The following is a 23,975-nucleotide window of genomic DNA, read 5'->3' on the forward strand; positions in this document are numbered from 1 at the left end:
GTTCTACACACTCGCAACAGCAGCGTACTCGTTACTGAACAGGTGATCAACAGCCCTCGGGCAGGCTGAAGCGCCTCCGGCCACCAGCCTGCAGGCCGTCGACCCAGGCCTCGCAGATGATCACGCCCTGCTCGGGGCTGAAGGTGCCGGGGTTCAGGCCCGACTCCAGCCACAGGCCGTCGAGCAAGGCGCTCAGGCTGATGGCCGCCAGGTCGGCATCGAAGCCCTGCCAGCCCTCCTCTTCGGCCAGTCTGGCCAGTAGCTGGCCAAGCTCGTTGCGGTACTCGCCGTAGGAGTGGTCGTGCACCTGGTTGATCGCATCGGCGGTCTTCACCGCGCCCCAGAAGGCCAGCCAGGCATCGAGCAATTGCGGGTCGAGCAGTTCGGCGCAGAACGAGGCACGGAAAAACGCCGACAATCGCTCGCGGGCATTGGGCGCGGCCTGGGCCATGGCCTCGCGCAGCAGGCCCATCACCCGACCGGTGACGGCCATGTAAGCCTCTGCCACCAATTCGTCCTTGCCGGCGTAGTGATGGCTGATAAGCCCGACCGAGACCCCGGCCTCGGCCGAAATCTTGCGGATCGAAGCCCCCTGAAAACCATGGCGTTTGAGGCACACCAGGGTCGCCTCGACCAGGTGGGCTTTGCGCAATTCCGGCAGCATGCGGTGGTAGCGGGCTTCCTGAGTCATCGGCGGGTCTCTGGTTAGGGGCTGGACTGAACGACTGTACAACAAGCCGGACTGCGTGATAAACCCTAAGCGCTACTGCCCGGCAGGGCCCCCTCACAACAACAAAAGCGGCTGCCATGAACAACCTGATCACACGCGAACTGGACCAAGGCCTGCTGACCCTGGCCTTCAACCGCCCCGACAAGCTCAATGCCCTGAACACTGCCATGTACCAGCTGCTGGGTGACCTATTGCTGGCGGCAAGTGAGGACCCCGCTGTCGATGCCATCATCATCACCGGTGGGCCGCATTGCTTCAGCGCTGGCAACGACCTTCGCGACTTCCTCGACAACCCGCCCAGCGACCTGGACAGCCCGGTGTTCCGCCTGATGCGGGTGATCATGGGCCTGGACAAGCCGCTGATCGCAGCGGTCAGTGGTGCCGCGATCGGCATCGGGGCCACCCTGTTGCTGCACTGCGACCAGGTGCTGGTCAGCCGCTCGACCAAGCTGCGCATGCCTTTCGCGCCGCTGGGTGTGTGCCCGGAGTTCGGTTCCAGCCTGCTGCTGCCGCGTGTGCTTGGCCAGGCCCGGGCGGCACGCTTGCTGCTGACCAATGCGCTGCTGGATGGTGAGCAGATGGTGGCCTGGGGACTGGCCAATGAGCTGCATGAAAACGGCGAACAGTGCCTGGACGCTGCCCGCACGCTGGCGCGGCAGATGCAAGGCTACCCGCAAGCGGCACTGCGGATCAGCAAGCGGCTGCTCAAGGACAGCCAGCGGGCAGAGCTGGAGGCCACGGTGGCGCGGGAAAGCCAGTTGTTCATCGAATGCTTGCGTACTGAAGAAGCGCGGGCAGTGCTGCGAGGGCTGATCAAGGATTGAAAGGGTGACTCGACCCTTTCGCGGCACAAGACCGCGCTGAAAGGGAGCGGCGGCATCGACGGGATATTGGGGTTAGATGCTATCGCTACGCGGCTCAACGCGAATGTCATCGCTCTCCCCCCCGCACGCACTGCTCTGCGGCAATAGCCGGATGTCCACACGACGATTCTCCGCCCGCCCATCGAATGTGTGGTTGCTGCTGACCGGCTGGCTGGCCGCGACACCTTGAACAGCAAAACAACTGTCCGGGATATCCCCCATCCGTTGCATCCAGTCGCGCACGGCTGAAGCACGGGCACGGGACAGGTCGAGATTCTTGGCCGCGTCACCCCGTGCATCCGCATGCCCGGAGATAACAATCAGCCAACCCGGTTGAGCCTTGATGCCAACCAGAGCGTTTATCAGCAGTTTGGTTGAACCGGGCTTCAGTTCGGCACTGCCCGGATCAAACAGATTCAGACTGTCGAGTTGGATCGGCTCAGGCGTGGGCGGCTCTTTGACTTGCCTGGATGCCCATACTTGCCAGCCCAGCCACCCCACAAAGACACTGGTGACCGTCAGTGTCAGCAACCACGGCAACACCGCGCGTTTCTGCGCCGCTGGCTCGACTACAAAGGTGTAAGTCGGTGGTGCTGAGACAACCGTAGCAATCGGAGGGCTTAGCGCTGGCTCGGCTGGTGATGCCCATGGTTGCAACGGAATCGGCATCGGCACGTCCCTGCTTCCCGACATCCGCTGCATCACGCTACTGATCTGCTGTCGAAACACCTTCAGCGAAGCCAAGGAAGCATGGCCAAGCCGCTCCAAACGGTGCTCAAGCCGCCCCAGCTCAACGATCAGTTCCCTCAGCGTCGCCAGACTCGATCCGCCCCATTCCAGCATTCGAACCAGGGGATGTAGCTGAGCAAACAACCAGGCGATGAGCTCAATCCGAGCTGAAGCCTGCACCGGCCACAAGCGCGGCCACTCGTCCGTGAGAGTGGCGAGCAATGCCACCCCCTCGGTCAAACCAGCGAGCCCCGTACGGTAGCTACGCGCCAGGATAAAGGACACTGCGGTCTGCAGCTCCACCCCGTTCCGTTCGAAGAGCCTCAAGCACAACGCTTCAACTTTTGCCCAGTCAACGTCAGGACACGCAGGATGATCAAGCTTGGCCAACTCGCCGCGCAACACGTTGAACTCATCAAAACTGCCTGGGTCGCCGCCCAAGCGAATCCGCATTTCAAAAAGCGCCGTCATCTGGCCTCCTTGTCCGTAGGTCTATAGCTTGGCGAGATAGCCTTCCTGTTTCAGGTGACGTACAACCACCCTCCCGTCAGGTGCAAGCGTGGTCCCAAAGGTGGCGCGGCCACCGCCCTTGATGCGTACATCGAGTGCGTATTCCAAATGGCCGGGCCGTCGCTGCGGCACCAGCTCGATGCGTACTTCTGCGAGCCGCGGCTCATACCTGCGCAACGTGCTCACGATGTCATTCATCAAACCATGGGCCGAGGCCGGCAACCCTTGAAGAACCGTGCCCATATCCGGCAAGCCATAGTCCGGCAGATGCGCGAGTGTGCCGGCCCGGCTGTTTAGAATGCGCTGAAGGTTGTCCAGAACCGAAAGCGTCAGTTGATCATCATCACTGACCCGATCCAGCTCCAACTCGCCGCTGAAATTCTGCAGCAGCGTTTCGTAAAGCGAAGGGCTTGGTTCGATCATGTGCTCAGTCCTCGCTGCGCGGCCGCAACTTCAAGCGGTTATCACCCAACTCGACAACCCTGGGCTGGTCCGGATCGAGGTCATCACGCTGCAAGGTCAAACGCCACGCGTCTTGCTCCATGTCCGGATTTCGGAACAACGCAATCACGGCAATGTACTGAGCCTCCCTATGCAAAGGCGTGCTGAGCTGAGCCGCCTCACCAGGTTTGACCACTACGGCTTTTTCGCTCAACAGGTCGCCCCCCAGCACGCGCTCGCCGTGGCTGACCAGATCGTCGTAAGTTGCCTTGTCCAGAGCCTTGTGATCCCGCAACTGGTAGACACGCACCAGCACCGAAACGGACAACCCACTCATCTCCATGCTGTCGGTATTCATCGCTGACCGGCCGGTGAAATCCAGATGCAATGTTTTTACTTGCTTGTAGAAAACCGCACGGGCCGTGGAAGCCGTACCCTCCACAACCTTCTGGGTGAGGCCGCAGCCGCCCAGCAGTGTCACCAGCGCCACGACCGTGAAGCGTTTAGAAGCGGTACGCCACATGCGATACCTCCCTGTCGCAAGGATTCAGTTGTAGGCCTTGATAGCGGCCCAGGTTGACTGTGATGGTGTCGGTGTTGGCTGTAGCCTCTTCACCGGTCGGCAACCCCAGTACTGCCGTCATTCCCAACCTGACTTGCGCACGGCCCAGTACCGGCACGGGCAGCAGACGCAGCGGAATCGACAGCTGTAGCTTGGCCGTACAGCGCCACCCCAGGTACACCTCCAGCAGCACCCGCAAGTCGAGCAGCAACTGCCCCCCAGGAAGCCACTCGCGCGCCTCTTCCGGGTCATTGGTGTGCAGCAACAGGCGCAACTGGCTGTTCGCATCCGTTCCGACAGCGCCTAGCGGCATGCCTTGGGAAAGACTTACCGGGCTTTTCGTATCCAGGCGGGCTGGTCGCTCAAGCACGACACGTTGCGGCCAATGCCCGGTGACATGTGCCTCCGTGCTCGGGGCCAGCAGCTTGACCAACGCGCCAATGCCCTCGGCGTTGCGGGTCGGCAAGCGCATCACGCTGAGCAATGCCAAAAAGCGAGACATGGGCGTGGCGATACGCTCGGCCGTACCGGGTACTCCAAGGCCGATCAAGCCCAACAGGCACTGTGAAGTCGCATCGCTACCGCCCGCCTCAAAGGTGGCGGGATACGAGTATTTGCGCCAGATCCGATAGAACTGGGTGAATACCCGATGGTTGAAGATGTCGAGAAACGCCTCTACTGCTTCGTGGCCCTCACGGCGCTGGGCGATGTCGTCCAGGTAGGCCGTTGGCAGCGGCGAATCGACACCATACAAACCAAGTAGCCGCGTTCGTATCGTTATAGGGCGTTCGGGACAGGCGTCGTCGAACTCTATGGCCTTCAGCTCACTGGCGGGAAAGCCCATGCCTGGGTCGGGCCGAAAGCGGACCCCGTCATCAACCGGGTGTGCGGTACTGCCCAGCGGAGGATGATCGGCCAGTACCTGCTCGAGCAACTGGCAGACGCGATACACGTTGGCCGAGGCAACCTGCCCCTCCAGTACCTGCAAAAACCCTTCAGCCTTCAGCCTGGAATACGCTGACTGTGATGTTCGCTCCATCGCAGGCACCTCCCCGTCGGTTGTAGGATCAACGTCAGTTGCGTGCACAAGTGAATGTCGGCATACAGTGCGAAGAACCGGCTGAGCATTTCACCAAACAGGCAGATGTCCCCCTCCCCCGAAAAACCATTGCTGTCGAGCGTCACCTGGATATCCACGCCGCGCAGCAAGAACCCTTTTTCGAACCGCTGGATAAGGTGATGCTTGACCTCAACGATGGCCTCCAAGCGACGGCGATTGGTTTCGCTACCCGTCCACTCGTACAACGCCAGCGTGCCACGCAGCACTTCAGCACTATTGAGCATGGGCAAGAAGTTCGAGCCCAGGTGGCTCAGTACCCGCCAGTGGAACCGGTCACGATTCGGCGGATAACATGGCAGCGTGGGTGAGGTCAGGTTGCGCACCTGCAGCCCCGCCTGGGTGGATTGCGCGGCCGCGTCGAGCAATGTACTGCGCAGGGCCTTGCGCGGCAGTTGGCCATTGGTCCCGGTAAGGCGCAGTGACAGGCTTTTGCGCTTGAGCAGCACATCCTTGTCAAAGCCTTCCCCGCCCAGGATCAGCCAGGTGTCATGAAGACCATTGGCGCCCTGCCTGAGGCGGGTATGAAAATACCGCTCGGGGGCTTCATCGCGGAGCATGCCACCCTTGTGGCGAAAGCTGCTGAAAGGCACGTAGTCCTGACGGACACTGTTCTTGGAACCGGACACCCTGTCCACGGAATAGATTTCCGTGTGCCCGTCCTGCAGCCGCATCGGGCGAAGCAGGTACTCGTTCTGCAGCGGGTCCAGGTTGAGCGGGTCCGCATCCAGCGGGAACAAATTGATCACGGGGACCGCGTGTAAACGGATGTGCTCCTCGCTGGGCGTGAAGGCATGCGACCATGCTTCACACAGCACGACATCAAGCTCGAACCAAGTAGCGCCCAGTGGCAATGACAACGACTCCAAACCGCACAGCGTCACGAACATGAATTTCTCGCGGAAGGTGAAGTACTCAAGCAGCAGCTGGTAGCCGCTGAACGCACTATCACCTTTGGGCCAAAGACGGTCATCATCGGCGAAGCCCTTGGGCTTGAAATGGCCTTCAAGTGTTTGGCGTTCTGCCTCGCCCGGCATACGCACATATAACGCCTGTACCTTCAAAGTCAGTGCTTGATGCAGTGCACTGGCCAATGCGGCATCGGCGTTCAGGTACAGCGGTATCTGAGCAAGATCCAGCCGGCTCCAATCTGCCATTTCCCCGCACAAGAAACGCAAACGCAGCACCGCGCGCCCATCAGGCTCGTGATCAAGACGCACGGTGTCGAGCGTGAGCGGCTGAAGCGGCAGGTCCTGTGTCGTGGAGTAGCGGCAGCGGGTACGTTGCGGACCCACTGGCTGAGACAACACCTGAAACCCCCTGGCAATGGATTCGGTGCCTTTCATCTGGCTGACATCAGGCATGAGCTCAACGATTGCCAGCGAGGGGATGGTGCGCAGGTAGTGCGGCCACAGCAGGCTGACCAGCCCTTCGGTCAGTTCGGGCAAATCGTCGTCCAGTTTTTCGCGCAGGCGCCCCATCAAGAACGCGAAGCCTTCGAACAGGCGCTCCACATAGGGGTCCTGCGCCCCAGGTTTATTCAGGTTCAGCTCCGCCGCGCGGTCCGGAAACGCCTGGGCAAATTCTTTACCAGCTTCACGCAGGTAGCGCATCTCGGCATCAAAGTACCGTAGGGTTGGGTTGTCCTTGCTCAAAACAGGATCCTGATCAATGTGAGTTAGCTGCACAGCACCGCAGCGCGTACCGGGTCAATGGCTACCAGCGCCGCCAGCTGTTGTTCCATCTGCCGCGCCAGGACTGGCCGGTCGGCATCGTTGCGCTGGGCTTTCAAACGCAGCAGCTTGAGCAAACGCGCCTTGACCTCGAAGATCAGCTCGGGCTCCCAGTCGGTCAGCGCGTGGTGGTGCGCGGTGGTATCCAGTTCAGTGAACAAATGAATGGCCAGTTCGGCCTTGCCGTACTGCTCGGCCACCCGGGCCATCAGCAGGCGCAGCAACCAGCGTTGCCGCCCGGCCTGCGTATCGGGCCGGTTTGCAAGCCACGCCAGCGCTTGCTCGACACCCTCAGCATCGGCTTGCGCCAGTGCCTCAGGTTCCAGCGCAAGGATTTCGCAGGTTGCCGTGGTGGTTGCCGAGGCTGCAGCAGGCAGCCATTGCGCGGAGCGGCTGTCGCTGACGTGCTGGTTGATCCACTCGCGTGTGGTTTCATCCGCGAAAGCCGAGCCATCGTTCCAATACAGCATGTCCAGCCCAGGCAAGCGCTGCAGCAGCATGTTCAGGTCATGTTTGACGATGGCTGCCCAGCTACTGTGCGGATGGGGTGATTTGCTCAAGGCCTGATGCAGATGCCATTGCAGGTCCAACCAGAAATGGTTGACGCCCTCGGCATACATCCGCTCGGCCTGGTCGATCAACTCACTCCAGCGTTGCTGCACGTGCAGGCGTTTTAACTGGGCACGGTATTCACCGCGCGGGGGCGCCAGCCGGGTAATGCCCTGTGCGTCTTGGGGCGGTACCTGATGCACGGTGTCCCAGCGCAGGCTCTTCATCAGCCTATGCGCTGCCAGCCAACCTTCTGGTTGTTCACGCAGGTAGCTGGCCAAGCCCCGGCCACTGTCCAGCAAATCGCGACCGGACTTGATGGGTGATGCGCTCGGGCCAGGGGCGCTACTTCTCGGCGGTGAGTCATTGCTGGTCTGCGGGACGATTGCATCAACACCTCCCGACATAGCGAGTCTATTGCTGAGGGCGCCGTACAAGGCGTCCAGCCGCGGTCGCTGGTCTGCGGGCCAGTTGCTGCAGCCGTGCTCCAACCACACCAGCGCAGCCACCGTTCGCTCAGTTTCAGCCTTGACCACCTGAGGGTACAGCGACAGGCTTGCCAGGACCCTGCTGCCGGCAAGCCACTCCAGGGCCATTTTGCGGCTATGGGGACGCGCCGGCAGGATGTCGCAGGCATAGCGCTCCATCAGCGCCGCCAGCAAACTCAGGCCATCTGCCAAGCCGGACTCACCGTCCCTATGCAAGCGTGCCCACAGGTAGTAGGTGGCAACACGAAGGTCTTTGCAGGACTGCTGGAGCAGCTTCTGCGCCAGTTGGGCCACAAGGTCGACATCCGCCCCGGAGAGTTTGTTGACCTCTTCGCGCATGCGCTGGAAATCGTCGTCGTAGCCCGGGTCCTCTCCCACCGGTGCATCACCGCTGATGGGCGTTAGCCAAGGCTCCCAGGATTCGCTGTGTTTGCGGGCAATGACCAGTGGCTCGCTGGTGGACAAACAGCTTTCGATCAGGCTTTTCAGGCTCATTCGAAGCCCCCATTGTGCGTGTACTGCGGGGTATCACGGCCCTCTACCAGAAAGATCTCTCGCGGCAGGCTGAACCCGCGTAACTTGAGCAGCGCCAGCGGCCCTTCGCCCAACTCCGTGCGCAAATGCCAAGTCAGGCCCAGGCCATCTGGCGCATCCAGCACGACCCGAAAGCGACTGTCGCCATCATCCAACGCCGTGACGTTGGCCTGCTCCAACAAACGAATCAGCCCCCAGGTGCCCTGGTAGTCCGCAAACAGACGTTCGCCGGTATGAACACTGCTCCACGTCAGGCTGATACCCGGATGATCACCCTGCCCGGGCCAGCGAAAGCGTTGCCAGCTTTCTCGCTGGTTGAAGTAGTGGTGCTTTTCACCGTTGAGTACGAAGGTGGTCTGCACCACATCACGCACAGGCTTGCCTTGCAGCTCGAAGCTCAAGCCCATACCGCCATCGGTGTACAGCACATCGGCCAACTGGCTCAGCTGGTTGATCGCGGTGAGAAAGTCCGGGTTGAAACGCAGCCCCTGGCTCTGCCCCGCGTCGGCCACCCAGCGGCTGCCTTCCTTGCGCAGAAGCCCCGTGAGTTGCTGTGCCAGAAACTGTTCGATCCGCCCGGAGTCGGCGCGGATCATCTGCCCCAGCATGGGCAATGAGGCGTCACTGCTGGTGACGGCGAAGGGATAGCGGCCGCTGAAAGCGCCCTGCCACTCATCGACGATCGCGCGCTGCCAGGTCCGGTTGAGGCCGGCCGACGACGGCTGCAGAATCTGTTGCCACGCCTGATCCAGCGGCTGCACGAACAGCGTATTGGCCGCTGGCCCCCAGTCAGCGCCGAGACTGGCGGCGATCAGGTTGCCATAGGCCTGGGTGTCGGTCAGGTCCGCGCCTTTGCCTTGGAATACCGTCTGTGCCACGGCCTGCATCATCGCCTCGGGATCGGGCGCATTGACCACCTGCTGCAGCTTCAAGCGCACACCGGTGACCCGCGTGAGGAAGGCTTGCAGGCTCAGGCGGCCATCGACTGATCGCCCTTCAGTGTCCTTGCCCAGCAACGCCATCAAAGGGCCAAAGGTACTATCGAGCGGGCCGCTGGGTGTTTGGGGAAGTTGATCGATGATCGGTGCTGCTTTTTGCCCTACCAGCTTCTGCGCTGATTCGATCAGGGAATCGGCCAGGGCCTGGCCACGAACGCCGGCCTGGCCCTGGTAGCTCAACGTGTTCATCAAGGCGATCAATGGTGACTGGCGCACGTCACTCACCAGCGTCAACTGTGCAATCACATCGCGCAGGCCATGGCCCTGCTGCCAGCGCAGGCTGTTGAGGAAGGTCAGCCAGGCACTGCTGTAATCCTGGAAGTAGCGGGTAGTCAACCGCTCCCTGAGCTGGTCGGGGCTCAGCGCCTTGGCGATGTCGTTGGGGTGGTCGCTGAGTACCCAGTCGATCTCTTCGCGCCGGGCTTGCGCCGAGTCTTCAATGGCTGCACGAACCTGCCCTTCCCAGGCTTGGCGGGTGAATACACCAGGGACCTGTTCAGCACTGGCGAACAGAGCGCTTGCATCGGTGTCGCCGACCAGCTGTTGCAAACCCAACGCCGGGTAGTGGTTCGCCGCGGTGTCGAGGACCTGCTGGTACAGGCTGCTTTCAGCGTTTCGCTGACCCAGTTCACGCAGCAGCACCTGGCGTGTTTGGGCGATCAACCTGAGATTGGCCTTGATCGCCCAGTCAGGGTGCTCGGGCAGATGCTGGCCGTAGAATGTCCACAATGCCGGTTCGGCAGCGCCCAAGGTCTCGGCCAGGAAAGCAGCATCGGCTTTTTCTGGGCGTGCCAGCATCAGATAGGCTTTGAGGTAGATGTAAGCCTGCTTTGTCCGCTGAGAGCTCGCCGGAGGCAAGTTGACCAACGCCTTGAGCCGTTTTTCCAGCTCAGCGACGGCTGGGTCACGGAGCAGCTGGTTATTGGCCTGCGTATAGAAGGGCCACACCGCTTCACGCAGCTCGTGCGACCGGCTCAGGCCAAAGCGCTGATACCACGGTGCGCCGTGTTCTGATCGGTAGTCCAGGCGGGAGAGTTCACGTACCAACTCGCCCAGTGCCTGTTTAGTGTCTGTACCTGCTACGGGCTGCTGCAAAGCGCTGTACGCCGCCGCTATCTGACCGACCTCGGCACGGTTGCTCGCAAACGACAACAGCAAGCCGATGCCCCAAATGAAAGCGAGGCCGAGCGCAGAAACGTAGGCGACTCTGGCGGGGTGCCAGCCCAGTCGCCGGGCTCGGGCGGAGCGATCGCTGAGGATCCCTGACCATGCTGGGTCTTCAGGCCAGTGGTGATCCACGCGAAGGTTGTTCTGGAGTCGCAGCGGTAAGCTGAACCACACTCCACGCAACCAGACGTCGCGTCTCCGGAACAGCGCGGACAATGCAGCGCACCATCCGGAGACACCCTCGGTCGCAACATCGCGTGACAATCGAAGCAAGAAATCATGATCAGAGTCTTTTTGAAGCTGCGATAGACCCTGCTCACGTAAGGGTTGTACGAGCATGCCTAAGTGGTCGGCGAGCCGCACTGGCGATAATGGTACCGGGAGCATGCAGCCTACCGCTCCGATTTCGCGCGAGTGCTGCGGCCACATACTGTCGCAGACCTGCCACACATGCAGCAGCAATTGGCAGCGTAGGGTTTTGGCCAGATTCTGCAAACGACGAACGCTATCGTTCATCGCGCTCACGTTATTGCTTTGGTCTTTGTTCAACACCCAGACCACCCCATTGAGCGCACGGTTGCGGCATAGGCCGCGCCACTGCAAAAGCAACGCGTCTTGCGGTTCACCTTGGATGCTGCCGGCCCACAGCAGCACGGTGTTTTGCCCTTCCAGCCAACGCTGCTCGCTCAACCCAGGGGCAATCGCCTCGATCTGCTCAGACTCACCGACCACCCACAACAGTCGAATTTTGCGCTGCCAGAAGAAGCCGTAGCGTCCCTTCAAATGCGCCCTCAACTCGGGTACGCCGAATGGATCCTCAGCATTAGAAACCACGTTACTGCCAGTCGAACGAGTCCAGTTGACTCCGAGCTTTTGTCCCATCAGAGCACTAAAATCTCTCGCGCCCAACATTCGGATAGCCAATTCGCCGACGCCATCGAGAAAGAGAAATATCAAACAGCCGATCAACAACACTGCTGACCATTGCAAGCGTGCAGTCTCACTCCTCACCTGCACTACGGGATTATCGACCCAGATCAATACCCCACCCGCAACGAGCAAACACAGGATCACTATCCAGACGCTGATTCTCTTCTTTTTCACGATCAATCCCTATTTCAAGATCTCATGCAGGCCGGACAATAAAAATTTGAGCAGAGGCATCGTGTAGCAGGACCACCTGCGGGCCGTCCTCCGCCTTGGCACACTCACTAGCAACGATTAATGCGACATTACCTACTGCACATCCAGGCAAACCAAACGAATCATCCAATCGATGACACCTGGCCACGTTAAAAGGGAAACGTGCTGCATTCATAGCGATACTTGTCTCACGTAAAACGTCACCAGGCACCTGAGCCTGCCAACTGAAGTACGTTTCTTCTCCGGCACGCAGCTGCCCCCAAAGAAATGCATCCGTAACTGCATCCTTGATAGAGCGACCAGCGCACTCAAGTTGGACAGGGCGATGCACCAGGGCGATCGAATCAATTTTTTGCGTGTTACACCACTGCGAAGAGCCCAACAACACAGCTGTCACGGTCTCGGCCTGCTCAGCAACGGGGTTTAGAAAAAGATTAATTTCGACGGACACTAACAACTGATGTCGTTCCGGCGCATCCAACCAAGTGTCCAGCCACATTACGCCATCATCGTCCTTTGCAAAGACCACGCTATCAGTTAAACGGGGGTTGGTGGTAACTGCAGACCAAATAGACAGAAGCTCTTCATTGCAAAGCACTTGGTTATGCCTGATACGAACATCCACAGCAAGACTGCGCGCCCCGATCTCTAAATCAGACTCCAACCCACGTACAACTTGTTGTAAAAATCCACGTAAACGCTTAGCGTATTCGGACTTTGAGTGATTTTGTACCGACGGTTTTAATTGGCTCAACCGCATTGTCAAGGCTTGTCCTTCCAGATAAATAGGCTGGAGAGGCTTACTACCCAAACGTAGGGCCTGAGCAAGTTTATTATTACCCGCCCCGGAACAATAGGATACGGCCAATACGGCAACCGTACGCTGGCCGCGCCGAATGAGTGACCGCTCCAACTCGTCGCGACTCTCATTCCAACTCTCTATATAATCTCGATGCTTCTCGTACGCCAACAAACGCAGTGCGTAGAACAATAACCCGGCAATCAAAACCCCTAATAATGCGCAGATCCAAAACCACAATGATGTATGCCAACTGTCCACCCGCCAAAGCAGGACCATCAACCCGCCAACGACGATCGAACAAAACAAGATGACCACACCCCATCGCCAGTGCCGAGGTTGCTGGGGTAGCAATCGCCTCTCGGGTAATGAGTTCAGGTCAACTGCCATCTCACAGCCTACCTGCTTGAGGAAGCGACGTGATTAACTCACAACCACAGGAACAGCAATGACCGTCTAAAGCAATGGGCCGACCTTTAACTTTCGAACCTGTATCCCCCTCTGCTATTTCATTCACGCCGTGCCCAGGTATTGGACAAAAAACAGCATCACCTACGCAAGCGACATCAAGCTGCATAAATTTCAACCCACGGGTGCCGGCAAGTACCTTGCCTCCCGAAGACAGTTTGTCGCCAACACGAATAACTCCGCGCATATCATTAAGCACCTAATAATAAAATCATTACCACCTTTCAGGCAGCCTATATTTAATGCCCCTGAAATAGAGAGCTCGCCGCTACTCAATCCGATTGTGACTATTAACAACACACCGAGCCGTTTTATCGCCCAACACAATCATTTTATCTTCGGATGCATAACCATGCGGATTCTCAGGGGTTCTGTGCACATTCACTCCTCCTCCCCAGCTTGGATTGGCATATGCCTGACCACGTGTAACTTTTGTATCCCGGCCATAGTAGTCCTTGGTCACTGGTGTTTCCGGCCCCTGAGGGTCAATTTCAGGGGAGTACTGATAATAATTTTCGTCATACCAATCCTTAACCCACTCCAGCCCATTATCCGACATGGCATAAAGGCCCAACGGATTGGGGGGAAACCTGTCCACCGGCAAGGGCGTAAGCCCCTCCGTGCTCCACCCCATTTGTCTAGCAAAATCCCGACGATCTCGAGAAGTAGAAATGTTAATTCCTTTTGGTCCTCCCCCATATTTAGTAAAACCATCATTGGTCTGCTTATAAGTACCGTCATCAGTGGCCACCATCAAAAACTGCCCGCGGCTGCGTGCCGCGTACTCCCACTGAGCCTCCGTGGGTAATGAGAAGGGAAGATTGGACACTTTAGCCAGCCAGTTGCAATAGCGGTCGGCTTCATACCAGTCCATATGCGCCGGCAAATCAGGTAAAGAATGAATGTTCTTCCACTTTTTCTGTATTCCCCCCACCTCAAAAGAACGTAACTTAAGACCATTGCTTTTAAGATACATCTCAAACTCTTTATTTGAGACCTTGAATCTTGCAATAGAAAAGGTGCTCAACTTGACTTTATGTACCGGCCGACTGTCTCCATCACTATCATAAGACATTTGCTCCGACCCGTACTCTAAGCCATAATCCCCCATCAAATATTCACCACCCTCAACAAACACCAAGTCCCTTTTTACTTCTTCGATAAAATGCTTCATCTCTATCGGCGTTATCTCGAGCTCCTTATAATCAACTCCACTCGCCAACTGGTCACAGCCTGACAAACTCAAAAAAACCAACAAAAATACAGACACCTTAAAAATCATCACGACCACTCCAATTGGACTTACTCAGACAATATCCGCACCACACGGACCAAACTTGCAGCGTCGCGGGTAATTCGGATTACGACCAACGCTTAGCTTATAATAGACCGTATCATTCATAGCGAGCGCATAACCAGAAGAACTAAACTCCTTCAACCGATCATAAATTATGGCCAATTCGCTTCGCTCATATTTTATTTTATAGAATTCTCTATCTCGATCCTTCCCTAACTTAAGAAAGTCTGCCAAGCTTCGCTCATGCCCCTCGACGGCGTCCAACTCAGCGTATCCTTCTGATGGGCCATTCCCTTCCGCATTGACACGAGACAATACTTTACGCCACTCCGGCTTGCTCTGAATACTTCTAAGCACACAAAGCACCGCCTCTTTTCGTTCGCCGTAGCGATCGAGAAACTCTATGTTTCCTGGATCTATATTATCCCACTTACCATGTCGCGTTAGAAGATAAAGCAATATACCCTTAGCTTCAGGTGTGTAGCGCAACAGATCCAACTGTCGGATGATAACATTTTTAGCTAACTGATTCCGTCGTCTCGAAGCATCAACCCTCCTCTTCGTCTCATCAGCCAATTCACCAACCTGTTTTGTGAAATCATTTACAATGTTTTCAATCGATTTTTTTGCGAATGAGTAATGCTCATACACATCGACTTCATGGAGCTCCATTTGCATAACACAATACTTCGTATACACACTAAATGCATCAACATCCATGACTCTAAAAAAACCATAATTCCTTTGATTCAGTTGATAAATCAACCAAGCACCAAACTCTAGAAAGGTATTGCCATTCACTTCACAAACAAAGCCACCTTTAGCACCCGCCCCTTTGCATAGAGAGGCTGCAAAATGAAAACAAAACTTCCCATTAATAAAAGTACAATGAAAACTTAAGCCGGCACCCACCCCCGCCAACCCTGCAATACTGGGTCCTATTTTACAAAAATCGACGTACTCTCCAGTAGTCTCCAATATACCGCCATTTGTTTCCCCTGCCGCTGTCGGCTTTAACCATTGCAGTGATCCCGTCAGTGTTCCTTCCGCCCTCGCACCCGCAAAAGCTTCTGCCGAAAGTTTTATCCCTTCATCTTCACTGCTCATCTGCTTATGAAAATCATAAGCTTTGCTTTTTCTTTCACTGAAAGGTCTCAAACGACCAGGTTGGCCCATGACGGTTTGCTGGTCACCACTCCTGACCACCTGGAATAGAGCCTCCACCTGAAGCGTCGCTCCAATAAATGCGGCCAAGCGAACGCTCAAACTTAAGCGCATCATCCCTAAATCAAACGGGACCTCGTTCTCATCAGAGGGATTAACTGTAAGCGCCCATCCGATGCGATCCGGAGCGTAAATTGAAAAGGACGCTATGCCGGCAGCCGCAGTCAAGCTGCCGCCACCCTCTCCTTTGATGGAGAATTGTTGCTTACGTGGATCAATTTCAACATTTGCGCCGAAATTGGAAACAAAGCGCATAAACTGTGCTCCGCCCTCAAAGTCAATATGATCCCCCCACGTTGCCTCACCTTGTGCGGCAGCATTCCAGCTATCTGCCCAGTCAAAGAGTGAACAATCCATACTCAGCGCCTCCGGATCAAAACCAAGGCCTGCCCATTTGACAACATCCTTCAGATCAATTTTTATTTTTGGCCAATTCAATCCGGCAAGTTGCCGCTTAAGCTTCTTGTCGTCTATGCGTCGAATTTTTCCATCACTGCGTCGCTCAAAGATACTTTCAGCGCCGCCTTTTTTGTCACTACTTTTCAACGAAACAGTATGGAGTTTTCTGCCATCCTTGCCTTTACTGTAGTAACCTTTCTTTACATAAACTACAGGCGCTCGTTTTTCACCAGCTTTTCTTTTAGCAGACTGACCACTAACAGGAATAAGCTCCACAACATCATTATATTTCATGTCTTGGGTAGAAAACTCACCAATTTTTTCTTTTAACTTTTCTCGCTTCAACTCCAAATTTTTCTCAGCTCGCACTACAGCGTCATGAAATGATGCCTCAGGCGCTGCCGTGGTTTCTGCAGCAATTCCATATTTTTCAATTGCAACAGAGTAATTAATTTTTTCCTGATGAAAATCATTTACGCACTGTTGCATTTCCTTCCAATGCGCCTCAAACTCTGCAGCCTCACTGTCAGCAATAAAAACCAACTCTTCGGTTTCCGGACAAAAATAACACTGCACCGATTGATGATGAGCCACTACAACGGGTTTACTTTTGCAAACCGTGCACTCTGCTACTGAAATATCCGCACCGCTCATTTCCTATCACTCCGAAGTTACTCAAAGAATAACTTTATGCTTTGAAGATCAACTCCATAGTGGGATTGTGTATAACCATTCCCATCTGTCATGCCTCTCAGCACGCTGCCATCGGCAGCTTCAATTCGATACCGTACGTAAGGTTTTGGCTTATCACTGACTTTATCTCTAACTTGAAAGCCACCTTGCATGGGATTGCTGTAAACAGGATCTTCCAGAATCATCGGTGCCAGGGCCTTCTCCAATGAGGCAGTGCCTCCCCAAGCGATATTGTCATTCTTGATATGCAGTTCACCCGGGGCACCGATCTCAACAGATCCGTCTTTTATTTTGATATAGGCACCTCTGCTAACCAGAGTGATGCCGTGTTGGGCATTGAGAACGATCTCGCCATTACTGCTATTTAAAGAAAGTTCCTTGTCTGCTTGTAACGTCATCGCATCGCTTTGTGCCTGAATATCCACAGGGCCACGAGCCGCAATTAATCTGAGCCCTAACTTTTGGGCGAACAGACTGATTGCCTCACCTGCGGCCACGCTGAAACGTTTGAATAGGCTGAAGTCAGCACTATCACCAGCCGTAGCTGTAATAGAGTTTTCTGCCGATAGTTGGATGTTTGCAGGTGTAACCATAGCTATCCCGGCAGGTGCCGAGGCAAGGAGTCCCGCATCTTTGAGCCGCGCCAATGCCTCCCGCAGGCTCTGTTGGGCCTGATTATCAGCTGGTAATGCTCCCGACACAGCTGCGCTTTGCGCCAGTGCGTTCACCAATGCCAGAGCGTTATTGAGCTGAGCCAACGCTGCTCCCATCTCCAGCATTGTCCCTTGGGCTTGAGGCTGAGCATCAGCACTGATGAAGATGCCACTGCCGCCACGGATCGCGGCATGCCCATCGGTGCGCAGTTCCGCGCCCTCCCCGCGAGGCCGGCGATCGGCATCGACCAGATGCCCCAGATTGAGCTGGCTCTTCCCACTGTGCTCGGTACTGAGCTTGACGTGCTCCTGCCCACGCGTATCGTCCATGCGCAACTTGTTGTTCGCAGGCGTGCGCAGCACATTGCGTTTGTAGTTGCGCAGCGTTACATGGTCGGGGTGCTGACTATCGTGCAGAGCATGCGCAATATAGGGCCGGTCCGGGTCGCCTTGCTCAAACGCCACCGCCACTTCGGTGCCGCAGATCAGCGGCAGGTGCAGGCCATGGGTGTCGCCCGCGTAGGGTCGCGCCAGTCGTAGCCAGACACTCTCCTCGCCCGCTTTCCAACTGTCCCGATCGAACAGGAAGTTCACTCTGTAGCGACCTTCCAGGTCGATATGGCCATAAGGATCGTTCTGCTGGGTACTGGTGACCCGCGCCGGCACCGTGCCCGCGATCTGTGGCTTGTTCGGCAGTGCCGGCCGAAAGCATATCGACTCTGAGTAGGGAATAGCCTCGAAGGTGACTTCCAGACTACGGTCCCGTGCAGCCTCGACGGTCAGATGCGTCATGACGACCCCAGGCTCAAAGACCTGCGGTGCCCCTTCAGTTACTGTAACCACTTGCCCTGGGGCGAGTGTCACGCTGCTGCTAATGCCACTGCAGCGAGTTTGGCCGTTGAGGAAGCGTTCATGGTTCAGGCGCGCGTAGAAGTAGCCACTTTCACTCTCCAGTTCCTCATCCTGGGCAATTGCGTCACCCAGCGCGGTGTAGGGTTCGCCGTAGTGGTAACCCTCACCATAGGTTGTCGTCGCATGCCGGCTGTGATCTACGTCCCCCTCCAGGAAAGCCGTAGCATCGCGGTGGTGATAGGCGCGAACGTTGATGTGCTGCTCCACCACCGCATGGCTGACCTGCAGCGCCCAGACGCCATCCTGGCCGTTGCTGGTCAGGCCAGACAGGGGGCGGAGCGGCAGACTGACATCGAACTGATAATGTTGCTGGTGATCGTGAAACTCGACAACGTCGATAAACAGCTTGTCGTTGTGCGTGAAGCGGTACCAAATGCCCACCTCTGCCAACATGCGACTGATGAAGGCAAGGTCACTTTCACCGTACTGCATGACCTGTTCACGCTTGGGGTATTCGCGTAGCAGGTCGAACAGAAAGTGCTGCCCCTCAAACTGGTGGCGGCTGCGCAAGATGCTTTCGACGATCTCCGGAACCGACTGATGTTGGTAAATCCGGTACTGTTTGCCACGGCTGAGCAGCGCCAAGCGAGCCTGCAGGGTCACCTCATAACGGGCTTCATCTTTGGAGCTGGAGAGGCGCTTGAAACCCGTAATCACGCCATGCAACGTGCGTGACGCCGCCCCAGAGATCGCATTGGCCGGTGTCTGCTCTGACGACCCCATCTGAAAACTGGCGTCCTTCCCGAGGACTTTGGCGACATCAATGTCCTGCGTGGAAGAGGTAAACGCCACCGTGTACTTGAACGGTTGACTCAGCCATTCCTCACCTATGAACGACAGTACATCGAGCTCAACCGCATCCAGTTCATCGATTTCGAGCGTGTAATGGTTATGGGTGGAACCTAGTAAAGGCTTCGCCATGATCAAGCCCTCTCGCCAGCCAGCAGCGCTGCGTCGTGTTCATCGGAAAAGCTCAAACTGATGCCGGTGTCTTCGCAGAACCCAAGCGTTACCGTTTGAGCTGGCTGGCCATGGGCTTGGCGCTGCAGTAGCTGTTGGCTAAGTACCGGCAAAATCTGCTGGTTCAGCAGGCTGTCAATGTTGCGGGCGCCGGTATCGGGCAGCAGGCAGGCGGCGACCAAGGCTTCGCAAAGTGAGCCGTCCACTTCGCACTGCAAGCCGTAATGACGCTGCAAACGCCTGGCAACCTGGTCGAGCTTGATCGCGACAATGCGCCTGAGCGCATCAGCCCCCAGCGGGCGGAAAATCAATGTCTGGAAACGTGCCAGCAGTGCAGGCTGGAAGTGCTCGCGTAGCACGGGGCGCAACAGCTCTTGGAGGGCGGCGTCTTCCGTGGCAGGCTGCAATTCGATGCAGCTTTGCAGCAGGTCGCTGCCCAGGTTGGAGGTCATCAGGATGACGGTATTGCGGAAATCGATCTCTCGGCCTTCACCATCGCGCATGAAGCCACGATCGAAAACCTGGTAGAACAGGTTGAGTACATCTCGGTGGGCTTTCTCGACCTCGTCCAGCAAAACGACGCTGTAGGGGCGCTGGCGAACGGCCTCGGTAAGTACGCCGCCCTGGCCGTAGCCAACATAGCCAGGCGGAGACCCTTTCAATTGGCTGACGGTGTGCGCCTCTTGGTACTCGGACATGTTGAGCGTGATGAGCGACTTCTCACCGCCGAACAGGCTACTGGCCAGGGCATGTGCTGTTTCCGTCTTGCCGATGCCACTGGTGCCGACCAGCAGGAAAACGCCCATCGGCGCGTTGTCGTTCGTCAACCCTGTTCGCGCGGCACGTAGCCGTTGAGCGAGTGCAAGCAGGGCCGAGTCCTGCCCAACAATGCGTTCGGCCAACTGATCTTCCAGGTTCAACAAGCTGGCATGTTCGTCCTTGAGCAAGCTACCAAGGGGCACCCCCGTCCAGTCGGCGATCACTTCAGCCACACTGCGGGCACACACGTCCAGCGATAGGAGCGGCCGACTCCCCTGTACGTAGCTCAGTTCCTGTTGCAGCTTCGCGCAGGCCGCTGTATCGACCTGCTCGGCCTGACGAACATTGAGCAACTGACGGGTAAGCTCAAGCTCTTGTTGATACTGCAGCTCCAGCGCAGCCTGCTGGCTCTCGAGATGAACCAGCTGGGCGTTGATCTTCGCCAAACGAGGCTCCATCAGCCTGCCAGTAAGCTGTGCATCCTCTTCCAACGCAGTTCGCTCTGCAGTCAGGGCCGTCTTTTGCGACTTCAGCTGGACCAGCGCCTGCGGCTCGCAATCGAGGCTCATGCGAACGCGTGCGCACGCGGTGTCTATCAGGTCAACCGCTTTGTCCGGCAGGCGGCGCCCCGTCAGAAAACGCCGGGACAAACTAACCGCCGCCTGCACTGCAGCGTCTTGAACGTGCACGCCGTGATAGGTGGCGTAACGCGCTTTGAGCCCGCGCAGCATCAAGCAAGCATTGGCATCATCCGGCTCATCCACCTTGATCATCTGAAAGCGCCGCTCCAGCGCAGCATCGCGCTCGAAGTACTGCTTATATTCGCTCCAGGTCGTGGCAGCGATGGTTCGCAACTCGCCACGCGCCAAGGCAGGTTTCAGCAGGTTTGCGGCATCAGCGCCCCCCGGCTGGTTGCCAGCACCGATCAGGGTGTGCGCTTCATCGATAAATAACAGGATGGGTGTTTCCGATTGCTGGACGGCATCGATCACGTTCTTGAGCCGCTGCTCGAACTCACCTTTGACCCCGGCTCCAGCCTGAAGCAGCCCCAGGTCCAGCGTACGGATACTCACCGGTTTCAGGCTATCCGGGACTTCGCCGCTGGCAATGCGCAAAGCAAGTCCTTCGACCAGGGCGGTTTTCCCGACACCGGGATCTCCTACCAGGATGGGGTTGTTCTTGCGGCGACGGCTCAGTACGTCAATCACCTGACGAATTTCATCGTCACGTCCGAAGACTGGATCGATCTGCCCCGCTGCGGCCTTGGCGGTTACATCATGGCTGAACTGATCGAGGATCGCTGGCTGCGCCACATCGCTATCCGCAGCGCTTGTAAGCTTGGCCTTCCGTCCCGTCGCGGGGTTGAACGACACAGTCTGCACCAGCTGCCTTTCTTCCGAATCCGATTCAAGCAGGGCTACCACCTGTTGCAGTTGTGTTGAACCTATACCCAATAGAGGCCAAGCGGCTGAGCACTTGAGTAAGTCCGGTGTCTCAATCAGGGCCGCCAACACATGCACGGAGCGCAATTGCTCACAGTCGCGATCCATCGATGCCAGTAGCCAGGCGCTGCTGATCAGTTGCTGCACTTCGAGACTTAGTTGGGGCTTGCTGAGCACGCTGCGCGGCAAGGTATTGAAGTACTCAAGCAGTCCTTGCCACAGGGCATCCACATCCACCCCATAACGGCGGGCGATGACCACAAGATCACCTTCTCCTTGCTCAAACAACTTCAACAACCAGTGTTCAATGCTGATATGACTGTGCCCACGTGCCTGACACAACGACGCTGCCGCCGTCAGTGCCTGGGTGCAATAAGCGTTGAGACGGCGGAGCAAGCGGGTAGGATCATGTGCCATACAGGGCATCCTTGTCGTCAATGGTCAACGTAACGTCATCAGTGGACGTATCTGAAACCATGGTGTACTTGGCTGAGCGCCCGCACGCGGACGCTCAACCCAATACACTGGGGACCATCAGCAATTACAGACCGACGGCCAAGTTCCATCAGGCGGTAGTACGTTCATTCCATGAATCCGAGTGGATGATATTTCCATCCTTGTAGGTCCAGATAATTTTCTCGTAGCGAAGCTCGACCAACTCCAGATGGTTATGCTTCTCTTTTGCCGGGTCTTTTACGTCGTGCATCTTGGGTGCAACTTTCACGACCTTGACGTTCTCCAGCTTGGTGTTAAAGTATTCAACTTCCTGGCCAGCATCATTGATTTTGTACCATTTGAACTCGGCTTCTTTGAGCGTCTGGCCAGTTGTCACGGCCTTATAGAGATAAGGGGAGGAAGCATCGATTTCTTTTGAGAAAACAAACGGTGTATGAATGCGCGTACCGGTCAATTTTCCAGTATTATTATCGGTGGGAATATAAAGATCATGATCTTGGCCGACCACTTCAATACTGCCCTCCCGGTCTTTGACATCGACCGAACCTTTGATATCGGCACCGCCATCGTCTTTCAGCCACAGGTAAACAGGAATAGCCATTTAGAAAATCCTCTTTAAAATGTTGGAGGTCGCGGAATGCGACAGGGGTTGCAGCCCAGAGGCCGCAGTCGAGGACAGGCAAGCCCCCGCCTCCGGCACCAGACGAATCTCAACTCGGCGATTGGCCGACCGTCCTTGTTCCGTGTCGTTGCTTGCAACTGGCTGGCTGGCTCCCAGGCCTTGCACCGCGAAGCAGTTGCTGGGGATGTCGCCCATGTGTTGAATCCAGTCGTGTACCGCGGCCGCACGTGCTCGCGACAAACGCAGGTTTTGTTCGTCGCTGCCGGTAGCGTCCGTGTGCCCCGTGATCACAATCAGCCAACCTGGCTGGGCCTTGATGCCCGCCAATGCAGTGACCAGGACCTTGGTTGAATCCGCCTTCAGCTGCGCACTGCCACTGCTGAAAAGCGAGAGGCTGTCCAAGCGAACCATTTGAGGGCTGGCAGGCGAAGACTGAGGCATCGTCGGGATACGGTGGCCGTTGATGGCCGCCAGCAATGACGGGCGCAGTTTTTCGCCCTGGTACAAGCCGAGGCCCAGCGACCACGGCTCACCCTGGCGGTAATAGTGGTCCAAGCGCTCGGCATCCTGACGAAGCACTGCCAGCGCGCCCTCCCGTTGGAGACCCTTGTCAGGCTCAGCACTCACCGAAGCAGTGGCATAGCGCCGTAAGTCTTCGGTGACCTGGCGTACCAGCAATGTGTTCTGCCATGCAGAGCTTACCAACGCGATGGAGGTTGCCAACACAAACAGCCAGCCCCCCACCAGCACCGCTCTGTGTTGCCTATTACGTTGAGCACTGCGAGGCAGCAAATGGAGCAGAGCGTCAGGGAACGGCAATGAAGCATAGGCATCATCAGACGTACCTTGGTCAAAGCTCAGCCCAGTCCGCTCCTGCAGCCAGCGGTGCCATAGGTTGTTGTCAGGGCGCTCGCTGGAATTGGGTGTCCATGCAAGGGCAAAGGCGGTGGCCGCGATCTCCTGGCGAGAAGTCCGCACGCGCATTTCCGACATACAGAGAGCTTTCAACCAGCCAGCAGCAGCGCTCAATTGCACCGTGTCTCGCAGTCGAGCAGCCCGGAGATCAGGATCCGCGCTCCAACCCTGCCATTCGGCCAGGCTCATGCACATACCTGATTCATGCACTTGCACGCTCGATTTGGCGCTTGCCCAGGTAAACCAGGCCGAGGTCTGCGAAGTGCTCTGGAAAAACCCCACCACCAGCAGCGACAGTGGGCTACCACGTTCGCGCAACCTCACAATCTGACGGTGCACATTGCGCAGTTCATTCGCCAACACTGCAACATCTGTATGGACGGAGGGATCCACGACCCACATGACACTCAGCTGTTCATTCCATTCGGGCCTTTGCAGCAACAGGCTGGCAATCGTCGTGGGCAGCTTCTGCGCGTCGGGCACCCGGACATAGCAACCCTCCCCCGTTACCCGCAATGCCCATTGCTCAGCGGGTAACGGACCAAACAGCTCAGCCAGACAATCGCCTACCACCAAGACAACCGGATGGCGGTAGGATCCTGCAGGTAGGCTAGTGCCCTTGCTCCACTGCAGTTCATGTCCCTCGCCGCCGGCAATCCGCCTGCTTCGGCGCCATGCTGCCCACACTCCGCCCGTGACGACCACGGCGATCGTGAGCTGCCACTCAACAGCAAGCGGAAGCGTGGCAATGAGCAGCAAGGACAACGTTCCGGCCCATAGCCAGAGCCCCTGCTCCTGTCTCAGCTGCATCT

At 57.0% G+C, this 23,975-nt stretch carries 17 protein-coding genes; 1 reads left to right on the top strand and 16 read right to left on the bottom strand.

Annotation, left to right across the window (positions count from 1 at the left end; all coding sequences use genetic code 11):
- Positions 1 to 46: 46 nt before the first annotated feature.
- Positions 47 to 691: a TetR family transcriptional regulator C-terminal domain-containing protein gene (locus tag ACF8GF_RS08080; RefSeq protein ID WP_392487917.1), complete on the bottom strand. Its 645-nt coding sequence runs from the start codon at positions 689 to 691 to the stop codon at positions 47 to 49.
- Positions 692 to 807: 116 nt separating this feature from the next.
- On the opposite strand from ACF8GF_RS08080, the gene ACF8GF_RS08085 reads away from it, so the two are divergent.
- The gene (locus ACF8GF_RS08085; RefSeq protein ID WP_392487918.1) at positions 808 to 1,554 is read left to right on the top strand and encodes an enoyl-CoA hydratase-related protein; all 747 of its coding nucleotides are present in this window, start codon (positions 808 to 810) and stop codon (positions 1,552 to 1,554) included.
- A 72-nt stretch (positions 1,555 to 1,626) separates the two neighbouring features.
- Here the strand turns inward: ACF8GF_RS08085 and ACF8GF_RS08090 are convergent, their stop codons facing one another.
- From ACF8GF_RS08090 to ACF8GF_RS08160, 15 genes are all read right to left on the bottom strand, one after another.
- Positions 1,627 to 2,793 carry an OmpA family protein gene (locus ACF8GF_RS08090; protein WP_392487920.1) on the bottom strand — a complete coding sequence of 389 codons (1,167 nt, stop codon included), beginning with the start codon at positions 2,791 to 2,793 and terminating at the stop codon, positions 1,627 to 1,629.
- A gap of 21 nt (positions 2,794 to 2,814) precedes the next feature.
- A complete protein-coding gene (tssE, locus tag ACF8GF_RS08095) occupies positions 2,815 to 3,255 on the bottom strand; it encodes a type VI secretion system baseplate subunit TssE (RefSeq protein WP_004576432.1) in 441 nt (146 codons plus the stop codon).
- A gap of 4 nt (positions 3,256 to 3,259) precedes the next feature.
- Positions 3,260 to 3,796 (bottom strand): type VI secretion system lipoprotein TssJ, encoded by a 537-nt coding sequence (gene tssJ, locus ACF8GF_RS08100; RefSeq protein WP_004576431.1) that lies wholly within the window; start codon positions 3,794 to 3,796, stop codon positions 3,260 to 3,262.
- A complete protein-coding gene (gene tssG / locus ACF8GF_RS08105) occupies positions 3,777 to 4,874 on the bottom strand; it encodes a type VI secretion system baseplate subunit TssG (RefSeq protein WP_392487921.1) in 1,098 nt (365 codons plus the stop codon). Before tssG ends, tssJ begins: the two co-directional genes overlap by 20 nt.
- Positions 4,838 to 6,607 carry a type VI secretion system baseplate subunit TssF gene (gene tssF / locus ACF8GF_RS08110; protein WP_392487922.1) on the bottom strand — a complete coding sequence of 590 codons (1,770 nt, stop codon included), beginning with the start codon at positions 6,605 to 6,607 and terminating at the stop codon, positions 4,838 to 4,840. Before tssF ends, tssG begins: the two co-directional genes overlap by 37 nt.
- A gap of 23 nt (positions 6,608 to 6,630) precedes the next feature.
- On the bottom strand, positions 6,631 to 8,217 hold the full coding sequence (gene tssA, locus ACF8GF_RS08115; protein WP_392487923.1) for a type VI secretion system protein TssA: 1,587 nt from the start codon (positions 8,215 to 8,217) through the stop codon (positions 6,631 to 6,633).
- On the bottom strand, positions 8,214 to 11,333 hold the full coding sequence (locus tag ACF8GF_RS08120; RefSeq protein ID WP_392487933.1) for an ImcF-related family protein: 3,120 nt from the start codon (positions 11,331 to 11,333) through the stop codon (positions 8,214 to 8,216). The genes tssA and ACF8GF_RS08120 overlap by 4 nt, the downstream gene beginning before the upstream one ends.
- A 214-nt stretch (positions 11,334 to 11,547) precedes the next feature.
- Positions 11,548 to 12,681: a hypothetical protein gene (locus ACF8GF_RS08125; RefSeq protein WP_392487924.1), complete on the bottom strand. Its 1,134-nt coding sequence runs from the start codon at positions 12,679 to 12,681 to the stop codon at positions 11,548 to 11,550.
- A 73-nt stretch (positions 12,682 to 12,754) separates the two neighbouring features.
- The gene (locus ACF8GF_RS08130; RefSeq protein WP_082422857.1) at positions 12,755 to 13,018 is read right to left on the bottom strand and encodes a PAAR domain-containing protein; all 264 of its coding nucleotides are present in this window, start codon (positions 13,016 to 13,018) and stop codon (positions 12,755 to 12,757) included.
- Between the two features lie 81 nt (positions 13,019 to 13,099).
- On the bottom strand, positions 13,100 to 14,113 hold the full coding sequence (locus ACF8GF_RS08135) for a formylglycine-generating enzyme family protein (protein ID WP_392487925.1): 1,014 nt from the start codon (positions 14,111 to 14,113) through the stop codon (positions 13,100 to 13,102).
- 24 nt (positions 14,114 to 14,137) lie between these two features.
- On the bottom strand, positions 14,138 to 16,405 hold the full coding sequence (locus ACF8GF_RS08140) for a hypothetical protein (protein WP_392487926.1): 2,268 nt from the start codon (positions 16,403 to 16,405) through the stop codon (positions 14,138 to 14,140).
- A 17-nt stretch (positions 16,406 to 16,422) separates the two neighbouring features.
- A complete protein-coding gene (locus ACF8GF_RS08145) occupies positions 16,423 to 18,930 on the bottom strand; it encodes a type VI secretion system Vgr family protein (protein ID WP_392487927.1) in 2,508 nt (835 codons plus the stop codon).
- Between the two features lie 2 nt (positions 18,931 to 18,932).
- Positions 18,933 to 21,587, bottom strand: a complete 2,655-nt coding sequence (gene tssH / locus ACF8GF_RS08150) for a type VI secretion system ATPase TssH (protein WP_392487928.1) — start codon at positions 21,585 to 21,587, stop codon at positions 18,933 to 18,935.
- Between the two features lie 148 nt (positions 21,588 to 21,735).
- Positions 21,736 to 22,227 (bottom strand): Hcp family type VI secretion system effector, encoded by a 492-nt coding sequence (locus ACF8GF_RS08155; RefSeq protein WP_265959412.1) that lies wholly within the window; start codon positions 22,225 to 22,227, stop codon positions 21,736 to 21,738.
- Complete coding sequence (locus tag ACF8GF_RS08160; RefSeq protein WP_392487929.1) at positions 22,228 to 23,973, bottom strand: OmpA family protein; 1,746 nt, start codon at positions 23,971 to 23,973, stop codon at positions 22,228 to 22,230. It abuts the gene before it with no gap.
- Positions 23,974 to 23,975: the final 2 nt, after the last annotated feature.

It is taken from the genome of Pseudomonas sp. yb_5 (assembly GCF_043103865.1).
Classification (GTDB): Bacteria; Pseudomonadota; Gammaproteobacteria; order Pseudomonadales; family Pseudomonadaceae; genus Aquipseudomonas; species Aquipseudomonas putida_Y.

Bases quoted from the DNA above. Each gene is read 5' to 3' on its own strand.
- ACF8GF_RS08080 (WP_392487917.1), bottom strand. From the start codon at position 691: ATGACTCAGGAAGCCCGCTACCACCGCATGCTGCCGGAATTGCGCAAA.
- ACF8GF_RS08085 (WP_392487918.1), top strand. From the start codon at position 808: ATGAACAACCTGATCACACGCGAACTGGACCAAGGCCTGCTGACCCTG.
- ACF8GF_RS08090 (WP_392487920.1), bottom strand. From the start codon at position 2,793: ATGACGGCGCTTTTTGAAATGCGGATTCGCTTGGGCGGCGACCCAGGC.
- tssE (WP_004576432.1), bottom strand. From the start codon at position 3,255: ATGATCGAACCAAGCCCTTCGCTTTACGAAACGCTGCTGCAGAATTTC.
- tssJ (WP_004576431.1), bottom strand. From the start codon at position 3,796: ATGTGGCGTACCGCTTCTAAACGCTTCACGGTCGTGGCGCTGGTGACA.
- tssG (WP_392487921.1), bottom strand. From the start codon at position 4,874: ATGGAGCGAACATCACAGTCAGCGTATTCCAGGCTGAAGGCTGAAGGG.
- tssA (WP_392487923.1), bottom strand. From the start codon at position 8,217: ATGAGCCTGAAAAGCCTGATCGAAAGCTGTTTGTCCACCAGCGAGCCA.
- ACF8GF_RS08120 (WP_392487933.1), bottom strand. From the start codon at position 11,333: ATGTTGGGCGCGAGAGATTTTAGTGCTCTGATGGGACAAAAGCTCGGA.
- ACF8GF_RS08130 (WP_082422857.1), bottom strand. From the start codon at position 13,018: ATGCGCGGAGTTATTCGTGTTGGCGACAAACTGTCTTCGGGAGGCAAG.
- ACF8GF_RS08135 (WP_392487925.1), bottom strand. From the start codon at position 14,113: ATGATTTTTAAGGTGTCTGTATTTTTGTTGGTTTTTTTGAGTTTGTCA.
- ACF8GF_RS08140 (WP_392487926.1), bottom strand. From the start codon at position 16,405: ATGAGCGGTGCGGATATTTCAGTAGCAGAGTGCACGGTTTGCAAAAGT.
- ACF8GF_RS08145 (WP_392487927.1), bottom strand. From the start codon at position 18,930: ATGGCGAAGCCTTTACTAGGTTCCACCCATAACCATTACACGCTCGAA.
- tssH (WP_392487928.1), bottom strand. From the start codon at position 21,587: ATGGCACATGATCCTACCCGCTTGCTCCGCCGTCTCAACGCTTATTGC.
- ACF8GF_RS08155 (WP_265959412.1), bottom strand. From the start codon at position 22,227: ATGGCTATTCCTGTTTACCTGTGGCTGAAAGACGATGGCGGTGCCGAT.
- ACF8GF_RS08160 (WP_392487929.1), bottom strand. From the start codon at position 23,973: ATGCAGCTGAGACAGGAGCAGGGGCTCTGGCTATGGGCCGGAACGTTG.